Annotated in this window: 7 protein-coding genes, 1 tRNA gene and 3 rRNA genes; all 11 read left to right on the top strand. The window is 54.5% G+C overall.

Translation table 11 applies throughout. The features are described 5' to 3' along the window. The first annotated feature begins 275 nt into the window (after window positions 1–275). The 11 genes from ligA (at window position 276) to VN24_RS12485 (ending at window position 15613) form a co-directional block, all read left to right on the top strand. Window positions 276–2315 (top strand): NAD-dependent DNA ligase LigA, encoded by a 2040-nt coding sequence (ligA, locus tag VN24_RS12430; protein WP_045670670.1) that lies wholly within the window; start codon window positions 276–278, stop codon window positions 2313–2315. A 922-nt stretch (window positions 2316–3237) separates the two neighbouring features. Next, window positions 3238–4788 (top strand): 16S ribosomal RNA (locus tag VN24_RS12435). A 106-nt stretch (window positions 4789–4894) separates the two neighbouring features. Continuing rightward, a tRNA-Ala gene (locus VN24_RS12440) sits at window positions 4895–4970 on the top strand. Window positions 4971–5213: 243 nt separating this feature from the next. Continuing rightward, window positions 5214–8153: ribosomal RNA gene (locus tag VN24_RS12445) — 23S ribosomal RNA — on the top strand. Between the two features lie 116 nt (window positions 8154–8269). Then, window positions 8270–8386, top strand: a 5S ribosomal RNA gene (gene rrf / locus VN24_RS12450). Together the 16S, 23S and 5S rRNA genes with 1 tRNA gene alongside form the textbook arrangement of a ribosomal RNA operon. A gap of 248 nt (window positions 8387–8634) precedes the next feature. Further along, entirely contained in the window at window positions 8635–9867 is a 1233-nt protein-coding gene (locus VN24_RS12455; protein ID WP_238590895.1) for a GNAT family N-acetyltransferase, read from the top strand. Between the two features lie 372 nt (window positions 9868–10239). Next, window positions 10240–10701, top strand: a complete 462-nt coding sequence (locus VN24_RS12465) for a CtsR family transcriptional regulator (RefSeq protein WP_045670673.1) — start codon at window positions 10240–10242, stop codon at window positions 10699–10701. Window positions 10702–10762: 61 nt separating this feature from the next. Continuing rightward, window positions 10763–11284, top strand: a complete 522-nt coding sequence (locus VN24_RS12470) for a protein-arginine kinase activator protein McsA (protein WP_045670674.1) — start codon at window positions 10763–10765, stop codon at window positions 11282–11284. A 164-nt stretch (window positions 11285–11448) separates the two neighbouring features. Next, window positions 11449–12534: a protein-arginine kinase McsB gene (locus VN24_RS12475; RefSeq protein ID WP_082083741.1), complete on the top strand. Its 1086-nt coding sequence runs from the start codon at window positions 11449–11451 to the stop codon at window positions 12532–12534. Beyond that, entirely contained in the window at window positions 12531–14975 is a 2445-nt protein-coding gene (clpC, locus tag VN24_RS12480; RefSeq protein WP_045670675.1) for an ATP-dependent protease ATP-binding subunit ClpC, read from the top strand. Before VN24_RS12475 ends, clpC begins: the two co-directional genes overlap by 4 nt. 170 nt (window positions 14976–15145) lie before the next feature. After that, window positions 15146–15613, top strand: coding sequence for an antibiotic biosynthesis monooxygenase (locus VN24_RS12485; RefSeq protein ID WP_045670676.1), 468 nt, complete (start codon window positions 15146–15148; stop codon window positions 15611–15613). Window positions 15614–15750 lie beyond the last annotated feature (137 nt).

Raw genomic sequence — 15750 nt, forward strand, 5'->3', positions numbered from 1 at the left:
TTTAGCGCAACAGAAAGTTAATCTACGCTATTCTGATCAAGCGTAAGGACTTTCTGTTCGGCTTGAAAAGCTCCGCTAAAGCCGGGGCATTCTTCTTCGAGAAGAGAAGACTTCGCTAGAAGTTTATCTTACTAGATAAGAAAGTATAAAGTTTCACGTTTATGCGTTCTTATCTTTCAACGCGAAACGTATGGCCGCCCGTTAAGACGGCGGCAGGCGTTTCTACATGCATAAATTTGCGGATAAAGGATGGGGATCTTACATTGGACCCTCGAATGGAACTGGAGACGCAAGCGGATCCGGGGCTGATCGCCCGCATGCGCGAGCTGGCGGAAGAGCTCACTCTTCACAATTACAACTATTATACGCTGGACAACCCGACGATCAGCGATGCGGAATATGACAAGCTTTACGACGAGCTGACCGCGCTCGAGCGGGAGACGGGTGTTGTGCTGCCCGAATCGCCCTCCTTGCGCGTCGGCGGGGACATTTTGAAAGGATTCGAGCCTTACCGGCACCGCGCCAAGCTGTGGAGTCTCGACAAGGCGAAGGACGACGAAGGGCTGCTTGCTTGGAACGCCCGCGTTCTGAAAGGAATTGCCGATTACAACGCCAAGCATCCCGAGGAGGAGCCGCTTCCCGCTCCGTCATATGTGGTCGAGCTGAAGTTTGACGGCCTCACCCTCAATTTGACGTATACCGGCGGGCAGCTCGTGCAAGCGGCTACACGCGGCAACGGCACGGTCGGCGAAGGCATTTTGGCCCAGGTCAAAACGATCCGTTCCGTACCGCTGCGCATTCCGTTCGACCAAGGGACGATCGAAGTGCAGGGCGAAGGTATTATGAACCTTTCCGTGCTGGAGAACTACAACAAGACGGCGGTCGAGCCGCTGAAAAATGCCCGCAACGCCGCCGCCGGCGCCCTGCGCAACTTGAATCCGCGCGTCACGGCGGAGCGGAAGCTGAGCGCTTTTTTCTATAATATCGGATATGCCGAGGGCGTCGAACTTGGCGACCATGCGGAGCTGATTCAGTTTTTGCGCGATAATCGCTTCAAAGTGAACCCTTATATCGCGTACTTTAACGATATCGAGGACGTCCGCCAGGAGCTGCACCGCATTGCCGTCATGCGTCCGGACCTGGACTATTTGATCGACGGGGCGGTCGTCAAGCTGACCGACATGCGCACGCGCAGAGCGCTCGGGTATACCGACAAATTCCCGCGCTGGTCCGTCGCGTTCAAGTTCGAGGCGGAGGAGACGACGACCGTGCTGGAGGCCGTGACTTGGAACGTGGGCCGTACCGGCAAAGTGACGCCGCTGGCACGAGTGGAGCCGGTCGAGCTTGCCGGCGTTACGGTTCAGAACTGCACTTTGAACAACGTCGGCGATATCGAGCGCAAAGGGCTCAAATACGGTCTCGGCACCCGTGTGTTCATCCGGCGTTCAAATGACGTTATCCCGGAAATTCTCGGAAGAGCCGACGAAGACGAACAGGGCGAAGAGATCGTCTATCCGGAAAGCTGTCCTTCCTGCGGCGAGCCGCTCGAATATCGCGGGGCCCATCTGTTTTGCCTGAACAAGCTCGGCTGCCGTCCGCAAATTATTGCGCGCATTACTCACTTCGCTTCCCGCGATGCGATGGATATCGAGACGTTCAGCGTCATGACGGCCGATCAGCTTCATGAATCGTGCGGCGTCAACGACCCGGCCGATCTGTACGATCTGACCTACGACGATTTAATTAAGCTGGACCGCTTCGGGGACAAAAAGGCAAGCAATCTGCTCGAAGCGCTTGAAAAATCGAAAGAGCGCGACTTGGCATCATTTCTGAATGCGCTGGGCATCCCGAATACGGGCAAAGCGACGACACGGATGCTTGCCGATCATTTCGGTTCGCTGGATGCGCTGATGAACGCCGACGCGGAGCAGTTGGTTGCGCTTCCCGATGTAGGGGGGATCGTGGCCGAGAGCATTGTCGGCTATTTCGCCGACCCGCTCAGCCGCGCCAGCATATCGCGCATGCTGGCTAAAGGCGTGAAGGCCGAAGCGCCGCAGGCTCCAGCCGCTGCGCCGGCCGACAGCGTCTTTAGCGGCAAGACGGTCGTTCTGACGGGGACGCTGGCGACGATGACCCGCGACGAAGCGGCGCGGCTGCTGGAGGCCGCCGGGGCGAAAGTGACGGGCAGCGTGTCCAAAAAGACCGATTATGTCGTTGCCGGCGAAAATGCCGGAAGCAAGCTGACCAAGGCGCAAGACTTGGGCATTACCGTAATCGACAACGAAGTCGAGCTGAAACGAATGCTGGGACAGTAACGGGCAGACGCCTTGAAATCCGGCGAGATTTCAAGGCGTTTTTGCCTGGTCGCCCATCAAGACGGCGGCAGCCGTTTCTGCTTGCTTTAACATGACCGCCGTTTAATTTAGTGCTAGCGAAACGCTGATCATGTTGTTACTTTATGTCTTTAAAAAGGATGAACGATCGGGAACCGGAACAAGGATTTTGACAGGGTATCGGCTCAGTTAACGAATTGAGCAAGCGTTATATGATCGAAACTGGACAATCGTACATTCTAACGAATCCTGCAATCGTTATCCCTTCCATTTGACCACAATCAGAGGCTCTGTTCTACGAATAGTGACACTGGGATTCGTTAAATCCGGAATGAGCACCATTATTCTGAAATAACGACTGTCAGGAGCCTGTCGATTAACTGTTCATAACTTCGGAAATCTGCGGGAGACCACAAAATGTATGCGAAAAATCATACATCATGAGCGGCACACACACCGAATGAGTTCGATTCTATGCGAAAATTCATATACAAAACGTGATTTGAGCCCTGATTCTGTATATGTATCCGAAAAAACATATACATTCTCTGCATGTGTCCGTTCACATTAAAACTGTCCACAATGAATCGACAGCCTCGTCAGGTTCGTTACAACAGGCTTTCGGGTTAACCTAGGAAAAAAAAGCTTGCATTCATTATTCTCCTGTGTTAAATTATTTCTTGCCGCTTCGACGACATCGCTCAACGGTTGAAACACTTTCTTAAAAAAGAAAAAATAATTGTTGACAACGAAACGCGAAGCTGATATCATAGTTTCTTGTCACGCCGCAAACATGGCGGGGCGAGAGAGCAAGCAAGTTCTTTGAAAACTGAACAAATGAATCATGTTTTAATCCGACAATGTTTTAAATGAGCTAAACAAGCTTCTTATAGAAGTAAACACTTTTATGGAGAGTTTGATCCTGGCTCAGGACGAACGCTGGCGGCGTGCCTAATACATGCAAGTCGAGCGGACTTGAAGGGAGCTTGCTCCTGGATGGTTAGCGGCGGACGGGTGAGTAACACGTAGGCAACCTGCCTGTAAGACCGGGATAACCTTCGGAAACGAAAGCTAATACCGGATAAGCGGTTCCTTTGCATAGAGGAACCGGGAAAGACGGCGCAAGCTGTCACTTGCAGATGGGCCTGCGGCGCATTAGCTAGTTGGTGGGGTAACGGCTCACCAAGGCGACGATGCGTAGCCGACCTGAGAGGGTGATCGGCCACACTGGGACTGAGACACGGCCCAGACTCCTACGGGAGGCAGCAGTAGGGAATCTTCCGCAATGGACGAAAGTCTGACGGAGCAACGCCGCGTGAGTGAGGAAGGCCTTCGGGTCGTAAAGCTCTGTTGCCAGGGAAGAATGTCGTGGAGAGTAACTGCTCTGCGAATGACGGTACCTGAGAAGAAAGCCCCGGCTAACTACGTGCCAGCAGCCGCGGTAATACGTAGGGGGCAAGCGTTGTCCGGAATTATTGGGCGTAAAGCGCGCGCAGGCGGCTTTGTAAGTCTGGTGTTTAACCCTCGGGCTCAACCTGAGGTCGCATCGGAAACTGCAAGGCTTGAGTACAGAAGAGGAAAGTGGAATTCCACGTGTAGCGGTGAAATGCGTAGAGATGTGGAGGAACACCAGTGGCGAAGGCGACTTTCTGGGCTGTAACTGACGCTGAGGCGCGAAAGCGTGGGGAGCAAACAGGATTAGATACCCTGGTAGTCCACGCCGTAAACGATGAATGCTAGGTGTTAGGGGTTTCGATACCCTTGGTGCCGAAGTTAACACAGTAAGCATTCCGCCTGGGGAGTACGCTCGCAAGAGTGAAACTCAAAGGAATTGACGGGGACCCGCACAAGCAGTGGAGTATGTGGTTTAATTCGAAGCAACGCGAAGAACCTTACCAGGTCTTGACATCCCCCTGAATCCGCTAGAGATAGCGGCGGCCTTCGGGACAGGGGAGACAGGTGGTGCATGGTTGTCGTCAGCTCGTGTCGTGAGATGTTGGGTTAAGTCCCGCAACGAGCGCAACCCTTAGGTTCAGTTGCCAGCACGTAAAGGTGGGCACTCTGAAACGACTGCCGGTGACAAACCGGAGGAAGGTGGGGATGACGTCAAATCATCATGCCCCTTATGACCTGGGCTACACACGTACTACAATGGCCGGTACAACGGGCTGCGAAGCCGCGAGGCGGAGCCAATCCTATAAAGCCGGTCTCAGTTCGGATTGCAGGCTGCAACTCGCCTGCATGAAGTCGGAATTGCTAGTAATCGCGGATCAGCATGCCGCGGTGAATACGTTCCCGGGTCTTGTACACACCGCCCGTCACACCACGAGAGTTTACAACACCCGAAGTCGGTGGGGTAACCGCAAGGAGCCAGCCGCCGAAGGTGGGGTAGATGATTGGGGTGAAGTCGTAACAAGGTAGCCGTATCGGAAGGTGCGGCTGGATCACCTCCTTTCTAAGGAATTAAACCGGTCCTGCGAGGACCGGATAAACGTCGGGTAGAACGCCTCTTATAGAGGCGGACATGATTTCATTTGTTCAGCTTTGATGGAATTTGCTGTGGGGCCATAGCTCAGCTGGGAGAGCGCCTGCCTTGCAAGCAGGAGGTCAGGAGTTCGATCCTCCTTGGCTCCACCAACTTCAACTTCGGTTGAATGTCCATCATTTGCACCTTGAAAACTGGATAGCGAAAGAAATGCTGAAACATCCTTTAGCTGTAATAAATGTGCCGAGCGAAGGTTGTTCGAATGACAAGCGACTTTTGCAGACGTGTTTCCACCGCGTTAGCGTGTGATCAAAGAAACAGGGCTGCAACGGAGACGTCATCGAACCAACCGGAAAGCTTATGCTTTCGAAGCGACGTTGCGTTGCAACGTTTTAGGTTAAGCTAGTAAGAGCGCACGGAGGATGCCTAGGCGCCAGGAGCCGAAGAAGGACGTGGCGAACGACGAAATGCCTCGGGGAGCCGTAAGCAGGCTTTGATCCGGGGATGTCCGAATGGGGAAACCCGGCTGCGGTAATGCGCAGTCACTCCTGACTGAATCCATAGGTCAGGTTGAGGCATACCAGGGGAACTGAAACATCTAAGTACCCTGAGGAAGAGAAAACAAAAGTGATTCCGTCAGTAGCGGCGAGCGAACGCGGATTAGCCCAAACCAGGAAGCTTGCTTCCTGGGGTTGTGGGACGTCTCACATGGAGTTACAAAGGTGTTGGTTAGGCGAAGAGGTCTGGAAAGGCCCGCTAGAAGAGGTAAAAGCCCTGTAACCAAAAGCCAGCACCCTCCGAGACGGATCCCGAGTACCGCGAGACACGTGAAACCTCGTGGGAATCCGGCAGGACCATCTGCCAAGGCTAAATACTCCCTGGCGACCGATAGTGAAGCAGTACCGTGAGGGAAAGGTGAAAAGCACCCCGGAAGGGGAGTGAAACAGATCCTGAAACCGTGCGCTTACAAGAAGTCAGAGCCCGATCTATGGGTGATGGCGTGCCTTTTGTAGAATGAACCGGCGAGTTACGTTCACGTGCAAGGTTAAGGTGGGAAGCCGTAGCCGCAGCGAAAGCGAGTCTGAATAGGGCGAATGAGTACGTGGATGTAGACCCGAAACCGGGTGATCTACCCCTGTCCAGGGTGAAGGTGCGGTAACACGCACTGGAGGCCCGAACCCACGAATGTTGAAAAATTCGGGGATGAGGTGGGGGTAGCGGAGAAATTCCAATCGAACCCGGAGATAGCTGGTTCTCCCCGAAATAGCTTTAGGGCTAGCCTCGGTCATTATGCGTCGTGGAGGTAGAGCACTGATTGGGTGCGGGGCCCGCCAAGGGTTACCAAGTCCAGTCAAACTCCGAATGCCATAGACGTAAGACCGGGAGTCAGACGGTGAGTGCTAAGATCCATCGTCAAGAGGGAAACAGCCCAGATCATCAGCTAAGGTCCCCAAGTGTGTGTTAAGTGGGAAAGGATGTGGAGTTGCCCAGACAACCAGGATGTTGGCTTAGAAGCAGCCACCATTGAAAGAGTGCGTAATAGCTCACTGGTCGAGTGACTCTGCGCCGAAAATGTAACGGGGCTAAACACACCACCGAAGCTATGGCAACGCGTATCCTTCGGGATACCGCTTGGGTAGGGGAGCGTCGTGTATAGGTTGAAGTCAGACCGTAAGGACTGGTGGACGGTACACGAGTGAGAATGCCGGTATGAGTAACGAAAAGATGGGTGAGAATCCCATCCGCCGAAAGCCTAAGGGTTCCTGAGGAAGGCTCGTCCTCTCAGGGTAAGTCGGGACCTAAGGCGAGGCCGAAAGGCGTAGTCGAAGGACAACAGGTTGATATTCCTGTACCACCGTAATCCGCTATGAGCGATGGGGTGACGCAGAAGGGTAGTGACGCGAGCTGATGGAATAGCTCGTCCAAGCAGTGAGGCTGGTTGATAGGTAAATCCGTCAACCGTTAAGGCTGGGCTGTGATGGGGAGGGAAAATTACAGTACCGAAGGTCATGTGCTCCGGCTGCCGAGAAAAGCCTCTAGCCAGGAGAAGGTGCCCGTACCGCAAACCGACACAGGTAGGCGAGCAGAGCATGCTAAGGCGCGCGGAGTAACTCTCGTTAAGGAACTCGGCAAAATGACCCCGTAACTTCGGGAGAAGGGGTGCCTCGGTAGGGTGAATAGCCCGAGGGGGCCGCAGTGAAAAGGCCCAAGCGACTGTTTAGCAAAAACACAGGTCTGTGCGAAGCCGTAAGGCGAAGTATACGGGCTGACGCCTGCCCGGTGCTGGAAGGTTAAGGGGAGCGGTTAGGAGCAATCCGAAGCTGTGAACCGAAGCCCCAGTAAACGGCGGCCGTAACTATAACGGTCCTAAGGTAGCGAAATTCCTTGTCAGGTAAATTCTGACCCGCACGAATGGCGTAACGACTTGGGCGCTGTCTCAACGAGAGATCCGGTGAAATTTTAATACCTGTGAAGATGCAGGTTACCCGCGACAAGACGGAAAGACCCCATGGAGCTTTACTGCAGCTTGATATTGGACTTGGGTACGATCTGTACAGGATAGGTGGGAGCCTAGGAAGCCGGAGCGCCAGCTTCGGTGGAGGCGCCGTTGGGATACCACCCTGATCGTACTTGAGTTCTAACCCGCTACCGTGAAACCGGTAGGGGGACCGTGTCAGGCGGGCAGTTTGACTGGGGCGGTCGCCTCCTAAAATGTAACGGAGGCGCCCCAAGGTTCCCTCAGAATGGTTGGAAATCATTCGCAGAGTGCAAAGGCATAAGGGAGCTTGACTGCGAGACCTACAAGTCGAGCAGGGACGAAAGTCGGGCTTAGTGATCCGGTGGTACCGAATGGAAGGGCCATCGCTCAACGGATAAAAGCTACCCTGGGGATAACAGGCTTATCTCCCCCAAGAGTCCACATCGACGGGGAGGTTTGGCACCTCGATGTCGGCTCATCGCATCCTGGGGCTGAAGTAGGTCCCAAGGGTTGGGCTGTTCGCCCATTAAAGCGGTACGCGAGCTGGGTTCAGAACGTCGTGAGACAGTTCGGTCCCTATCTGTCGTGGGCGTAGGAAATTTGAGAGGAGCTGTCCTTAGTACGAGAGGACCGGGATGGACGTACCGCTGGTGTACCAGTTGTTCCGCCAGGAGCACCGCTGGGTAGCCAAGTACGGACGGGATAAGCGCTGAAAGCATCTAAGCGTGAAGCCCCCCTCAAGATGAGATTTCCCAGTATGTAAGACCCCTGGAAGACGACCAGGTTGATAGGTTCGAGGTGGAAGCGCGGCAACGTGTGCAGCTGACGAATACTAATCGGTCGAGGGCTTATCCTAATGGGTTTTCCAAGTGAGGAAAACCGCAAGGCATATGATTCAGCTAAGGAAACACAAGCAATCTTTCGCATCCGGTTTTCAAGGTGTAAAACCTTAATGTTCCGAAGAGGAACCCGTTTGGTGGCGATGGCGGAAGGGAACCACGCGTACCCATCCCGAACACGACCGTTAAGCCTTCCAGCGCCGATGGTACTTGGACCGCAGGGTCCTGGGAGAGTAGGACGTCGCCAAGCACGAGGAACCCGCTGCATTCGCAGCGGTTTTTTTGTTGTACTCGAACAAAGCAGCATTTTGTTGTACTCGAACAAAGCAGCATTTTGTTGTACTCGAACAAAGCAGCATCGTGCTGTTGTATTGCGAAGCTGGAGATGGTGTAGTATTCAAGCGGAACCGTATCGTGCTGTTATTTTCAAGCGACAGTATGATCTATTATTCTCATTGCCTGATATTAGCAGTTATGCCATAATAACTGCTATTGGAGGTGGGAGAATTGGAAATTCGCGTTCTGCGAGCGGATGAATTCGATCTTTATCTTGAACTGGCTCAATATGCGTTTCAAATTGAAATGACGGAAGAACAAACGAACGATGCGCGCGGGCGCTTCAAGCCGGAGCATGTAACCGGTGCATTTGAGGACGGGAATCTGGCGGCGATGCTGACGATAATCCCGCTCGACATCTATCTGCAAGGGGCAAAGGTTCAAATGGGCGGAGTCGCCGGGGTCAGTTCGTGGCCGGAGAAGCGCCGGCAGGGTTGCGTCGGCAAGCTGATTGCCCATGCTTTGGAGCAGATGAGGAGCAGCGGGCAGACCGTATCGATGCTGGCGCCGTTTTCGTTTTCTTTTTATCGCAAATACGGATGGGAAATGGCATTTGAACACAAGAAATATACGATTGCGACGAGCTTTCTGCCGCCGAGAATCGATACCGGCGGGAGAGTGGAGCGCAGAGATAACGATCGGGAGCTGGTAGCGGAAATTTACGAAGCGTATGCCAGCCGCTACAACGGGACGCTGTCGCGCTCCGCAGAATGGTGGACAACGTCCGTTTACCGCCGTAAAAAAGGCTCGACTGCCGTATATTTCGGAGCGGACAATCGTCCTTCCGGCTATGCGATTTACAAAGTTCAAGACCGGAAATTGACGATTCACGAGCTGGTTTATTTAGATGAAGAAGCTCGCCGCGCATTGTGGACTTTTTTTGCCAATCACGATTCGATGATCGATGAGACGGTCGTAACCGCTCCCGCAGACGACGATTTGCCGTTTCTGCTGCCGAATCCGCGCATAGGACAGGAAATGGTCCCTTATTTTATGGCGCGAATTGTAGATGTGGAGCAGTTGGTGAACATGTATCGCTTTGCCGAAGGTGTCCGCGGCCACTTTACGCTCAGGCTCACCGACTCTTATGCTCCATGGAATGAAGGGGTTTGGCGCTTCACTGCAGACGGCAGCGGCGGCGCTGCCTTAGAGCTTGAGCGTGGAGCGGATCCGGTCAGCCCGGAAACAGAGAGCGAAACGGCCGCCACACTTGAGCACTACGATCACGATAATGAACTTACTTGCGGAATCGAGACGCTATCGGCGATTTTGTTCGGCTTCAAGCGTCCGCTTGAGCTTGTGCGCGCCGGACGTTTGAACGGTTCGCTTGATTCGGCCGAGCTGCTCGAGAAGTTGATTCCCCGCCGCAGCACTTATTTGCTTGATTTTTTCTGAGCCTATTTCGCCGTATTTGCCCGCATTGCCTCATCGTGTCAAATTCCGGACAGCTGCAGCTTGCAGCTGTCTTTTTTGCGCCGTGAATCCCGCGGAATGTATCGACAGCTGCATAAATGTATAAATAGGCGCAGCCTGTATCAAGATGTTAACAAGATCATAAAATAAATAACGCAGGCTAATCCCCTTGACCTTTTGGAAAAAAGGCGTATAATTATCATTAAAGTCAAAGAAAGTCAAAGTCAGTTGCTTCCTTTCTCCGGTTCCGGGCAATAATGCCCTGCTGCGGGGGAACACTATCGGCAATGCTTTGGCGCTTTGGCGCAACCGCTACATCGTCTCTTTGTTGGCAGTATTAGGGAGGTTGGGCATTTGCGTAACATTTCCGATTCTTTGGAGCAGTATCTGAAACAGATCCTGCAGGAAAGCCCGGAAGGCGCGGTTGAAATTCAACGCAATGATTTGGCGGACCGCTTCTCTTGTGTGCCTTCGCAAATCAACTATGTCATCAGTACGCGATTTACACTGGAGAAAGGGTACCTGGTTGAAAGCAAGCGCGGCGGCGGCGGATACATCCGCATTCAGCGGGTGGAGCTGCCGGCCCTTAAAGCGATTCAGGGGCACATCAGCCAGACGATTGGCGAGCAGGTGGACCAGAATGCGGCGGAAGGGCTTATTTACCAGCTTGAAGAAGCGGACCTCATTTCCAGGCGCGAAGGCAATCTGCTGCGTGCGGCGATCTGCCGCGAGGCGCTCGCACTTAAACTGCCGCTGCGCGATGAAATCCGGGCCAGATTGCTCAAGGCGATGCTGATTTCATTGCTGATGAAATAGAGCCCTTCACTTGCGGGCTTTCGTCCATCAGCGGGCGGTATTTGCGGAAGGAGGAGACAGATTGCTTTGTCAGGAATGCGGCAAAAGGCCGGCTACACTTCATTTTACGAAAATCATAAATGGGGAGAAGACGGAGTTTCATATCTGCGAATCGTGTGCACGGGAAAAGGGCGACAGCATCCCCGGCGCTCCGAACGGCTTCTCCATTCACAGTCTGCTGTCGGGACTGATGGATTTCGATCCTTCCGGGGGGGCGGCGGGCCTCGGCTCGAAGCCGCAGACGCTGCGCTGCGACGAATGCGGATTGACTTACGGCCAATTCAGCAAGCTGGGCCGTTTCGGCTGCAGCTCCTGTTACCGTCATTTCGGGGAAAGGCTGGATCCGCTGTTCAAGCGGGTGCACGGCAGCACGGTCCACAGCGGCAAAATTCCGAAACGCTGCGGCGGACGTATCCAAACCAAACGGGAGATCGACCGGCTTCGTCATGATTTGCAGAGCTCCATTGAGCGGGAGGAGTTTGAAGCTGCCGCCAGCCTAAGAGACCAGATCCGCGAGCTGGAAAAGCAAATTGCGGAATCCTAGTCCTTCAAAGGAGCGCGAATCTTAGTCTTTGAATGATGCCACTATATCTCCAGCGGATGGCGCAGCCGCTTGCTGGCGGGTAACTTTTATGAAAAAGTGATCCGGGTAAAGATAAAAAAGAGGGTTTTTGCACATCGACGCAGAACGTGAAGGAGGGGATATTCTTGGCAAAACACCGTTTTGCCCAGGAAGCGCTGAGCGAATGGATGAAGGGCGGCGGTCCCGATTCCGACATCGTGTTCAGCAGCCGGATACGGATCGCGCGCAATTTGCGCCATAAGCCGTTTCCCATGCTCGCGACGAACCAGCAGTCCCAAGACGTGATGGAGCAGCTCACAGCCGTAGCCCGGGAGGGCAAGTTGAATAAAGTCGGCACATTCGAAACGATTATTTTGTCCGACCTTAGCGAGTTGGAGCGGAGGGTGCTCGTCGAGAAGCATCTGATCAGTCCGGGTTTGGCCAACGAATCGCGAAGCGGGGCGCTCATATTGAGCGACAACGAATCCGTGAGCATTATGATTAATGAAGAAGACCATTTGCGTATCCAATGTTTGTATCCCGGCTTTCAAATTCAGGAAGCCTGGTCGTTGGCAAGCCGCATTGACGATATTTTTGAAGAAGCGGCCGATTATGCGTTTGACGAAAAAAGAGGGTATTTGACCAGCTGTCCGACCAATGTCGGAACGGGCATCCGGGCATCGGTAATGATGCACCTGCCGGCACTGGTGATGACCCAGCAAATCAACCGCATCCTGTCGGCCATTACTCAGGTCGGCCTGGCTGTCAGAGGACTTTACGGCGAAGGCAGCGAGGCGATCGGGAACCTGTTTCAAATTTCGAACCAGATTACGCTAGGACAGTCGGAGAATGAAATTATTACGAATCTGTACAGCGTCGTCCGGCAAATCATCGAGCATGAGAAAGCGGCGCGCGAGCGGCTGATGGCGGATTCCAGGCTGCGCATCGAGGACCGGGTCAGAAGATCGTACGGCATTTTGTCCTATGCGGCGATTATGGATTCCAAAGAGTCGGCGCAGCGGCTGTCGGATGTCAGGCTCGGCATCGACCTCGGCTTGATTAGCCAAGTTTCGCCGCAGGTAATGAATGAATTGATGGTTATGACTCAACCGGGCTTTTTGCAGCAGGCTTTTGATGAAAAAATGAATCCGGACCAGCGCGATGTCCGCCGCGCGGAACTGATCCGCCGGCAGCTGGTTCCCCGATCCGAACATGGAGGTGCATTGGAATGATGTTTGGAAGATTTACGGAACGCGCTCAGAAGGTACTTGCTCTTGCTCAAGAGGAAGCGGTACGTCTTGGACACAACAATATCGGCACGGAACACATTTTGCTCGGCCTGATCCGCGAAGGCGAAGGCATTGCGGCGAAAGCGCTGATCGGCCTCGGCCTCGGCCTTGAGAAAATCCAGGACGAAGTCGAAGCGCTGATCGGACGCGGGCAGGAGCAGCCGACGAACATCGCCTATACCCCGCGCGCGAAAAAAGTGATCGAATTGTCGATGGACGAAGCCCGCAAGCTCGGCCATACGTATGTCGGCACGGAGCACATTTTGCTCGGCCTCATCCGTGAGGGAGAGGGTGTAGCGGCACGTGTGCTGAACAACCTCGGCATCAGCCTGAACAAAGCGCGTCAGCAAGTGCTGCAGCTGCTCGGCAGCAGCGAAGCCGTTTCCAGCAGCCACGGCGCGCCGGCGAACGTGAGCACGCCGACGCTTGACGGTCTGGCCCGCGATTTGACGGCAACCGCACGCGACGGCAACCTCGATCCGGTTATCGGCCGCAGCAAAGAAATTGAACGCGTCATTCAAGTGCTCAGCCGCCGCACGAAGAACAATCCGGTGCTGATCGGCGAGCCCGGCGTCGGCAAAACGGCGATTGCCGAAGGGCTGGCGCAAAAAATTATCGCCAACGAAATTCCCGAAACGCTGCGCGACAAACGCGTCATGACGCTCGACATGGGCTCGGTCGTGGCGGGTACGAAATACCGCGGCGAATTCGAGGACCGTTTGAAAAAAATTATGGATGAAATCCGCCAGGCGGGCAACATCATCCTGTTCATCGACGAGCTGCACACGCTGATCGGCGCAGGCGGCGCGGAAGGGGCGATCGACGCCTCCAACATCCTGAAGCCGGCGCTGGCGCGCGGCGAGCTGCAGTGCATCGGCGCGACAACGCTCGACGAATACCGCAAATATATCGAGAAGGACGCCGCTCTTGAGCGCCGCTTCCAGCCGATTACGGTCGATCAGCCGACGCCGGAAGAAGCGATTCAAATTCTGATGGGACTGCGCGACCGTTACGAAGCGCATCACCGCGTAAAAATTACCGACGATTCGATCGTTGCGGCGGTTAAATTGTCGGATCGCTACATCACCGATCGTTTCCTGCCGGATAAAGCAATCGATCTGATCGACGAGGCGGGCTCCAAAGTAAGACTGAATTCGTACACGGTTCCGCCCGATCTGAAGCAGCTCGAAAGCCGTCTCGAAGACGTGCGCAAGGAGAAGGACGCCGCCGTACAAAGCCAGGAATTCGAGAAAGCGGCCGCTTTGCGCGATACCGAACAGAAGATTCGCGAAGAGCTCGACGTGACGAAGAACAACTGGAAAGAAAAACAAGGCCGTACCGACTCCGAAGTAACGCCGGAAGACATCGCCGAAATCGTCGCAAGCTGGACCGGCATTCCCGTCAGGAAGCTGGCTGAAGAGGAAACCGAGCGTCTGCTCAAGATGGAAAGCATTCTGCATGACCGGGTTATCGGCCAGAACGATGCCGTCAAAGCGGTATCCCGCGCAATCCGCCGCGCCCGTGCCGGACTGAAAGATCCGAAGCGCCCGATGGGCTCCTTCATCTTCCTCGGCCCGACCGGCGTCGGTAAAACGGAGCTGGCACGCGCCCTTGCCGAAGCGATGTTCGGCGACGAGAACGCCGTCATCCGGATCGACATGTCCGAGTACATGGAGAAGCATTCCACTTCCCGTCTCGTCGGAGCGCCTCCGGGATATGTCGGCTACGAGGAAGGCGGCCAGCTGACCGAGAAAGTCCGCCGCAAACCGTATTCCGTCGTGCTGCTCGACGAAATCGAGAAGGCGCATCCGGAAGTATTCAACATTTTGCTGCAGGTGCTGGAGGACGGCCGTCTGACCGACTCCAAAGGACGCGTCGTCGACTTCCGCAACACGCTGATAATTATGACGTCCAACGTCGGTGCGGATCAAATCAAGCGCAATTCGACGCTCGGCTTCACGGCTTCCCAGGATGCCGGCCGCGAATTCACGCTGATGAAGGACAAAGTAATGGGCGAGCTGAAGAAAAGCTTCCGTCCGGAGTTCCTGAACCGGATCGACGAATCGATCGTGTTCCATTCGCTGGAGCAGGAGCATATCACCGAAATCGTGACGCTCATGTCCGAAGAGCTGCGTAAACGGCTGCGTGAGCAGGAAGTGGATTTCACGCTTACCGATGCGGCGAAATCGTTCCTCGCCAAGGAAGGGTTCGACCAGCAGTACGGTGCCCGTCCGCTGCGCCGGGCCATTCAGAAGCATATCGAGGACCGTCTGTCCGAAGATCTGCTGCTGGGCAAAATCAACAAAGGCGACACGCTCGTCATTGATGAAAAAGAAGGCACGCTGACCGTAGAGCCGGTCGGAGCGGGATCCTCGAAGTCGTAAACCACTTTCTAATTCATATACGATTAACGTAAGGCGGCGGCCCTAGTGAAGGGGCGCCGCCTTTTTTTGTCCGGAAGAACGCGTTCCTCATTTGTTCCGGCAAGGGGATAAATGGTAATCTGATAGAAGAAAGCGCCAGTAGTGGAATCCAAACTCGAGGAGGTATGGATATGATCGTTGTGACCAACACCATTCAAATTAAGAAAGGGCACGGGAGGCAGGTGGCCGCGCGGTTCAAAAACCCGAAGGGCGTTCATACGATGCCGGGTTTTGTGAAAATGGAGCTGCTTTTGTCGGAAAGCGGCGAGGAGGCGGAAGAGCTGAAAGTGGTGACGACCTGGCAAAATAAAGCCTCTTTCGACAACTGGGTGAACAGCGATTCGTTCAAGGAAGCGCATGCCCGCCGTTCGTCCGCGGGCACGGGCGGGGGACATCCGGGAGGAAAGCCGCCGGAGCATGCCGGCAGCCATCTGAGCAGTCCATCGCAAGGTCAAGGCGGGCATCACTCCGCAGAGCAGCCACAGGATCAGAGCGGACATCCCGGCGGGACGGCTGCCGGTCCGGGACCGATTATGCTCGGTTCGAAGCTGTCGATTCATGAGCTTCTGTTTACCCAGGAAGCGGTTTCCCCGACATAATATCGCCGCCGTATCCGTTCTTTTTCGAACGGGTACGGCTTTTTTGTTGCGAACAGGCGAATCCGTATATTTTCGTACAATGAGGGTTTATTGCCGCTTGCATAAATGGTAAACTTTGAAGGGTGATGTCAATTCTG

The sequence above is a fragment of the Paenibacillus beijingensis genome (assembly GCF_000961095.1).
Classification (GTDB): Bacteria; Bacillota; Bacilli; order Paenibacillales; family Paenibacillaceae; genus Paenibacillus_O; species Paenibacillus_O beijingensis.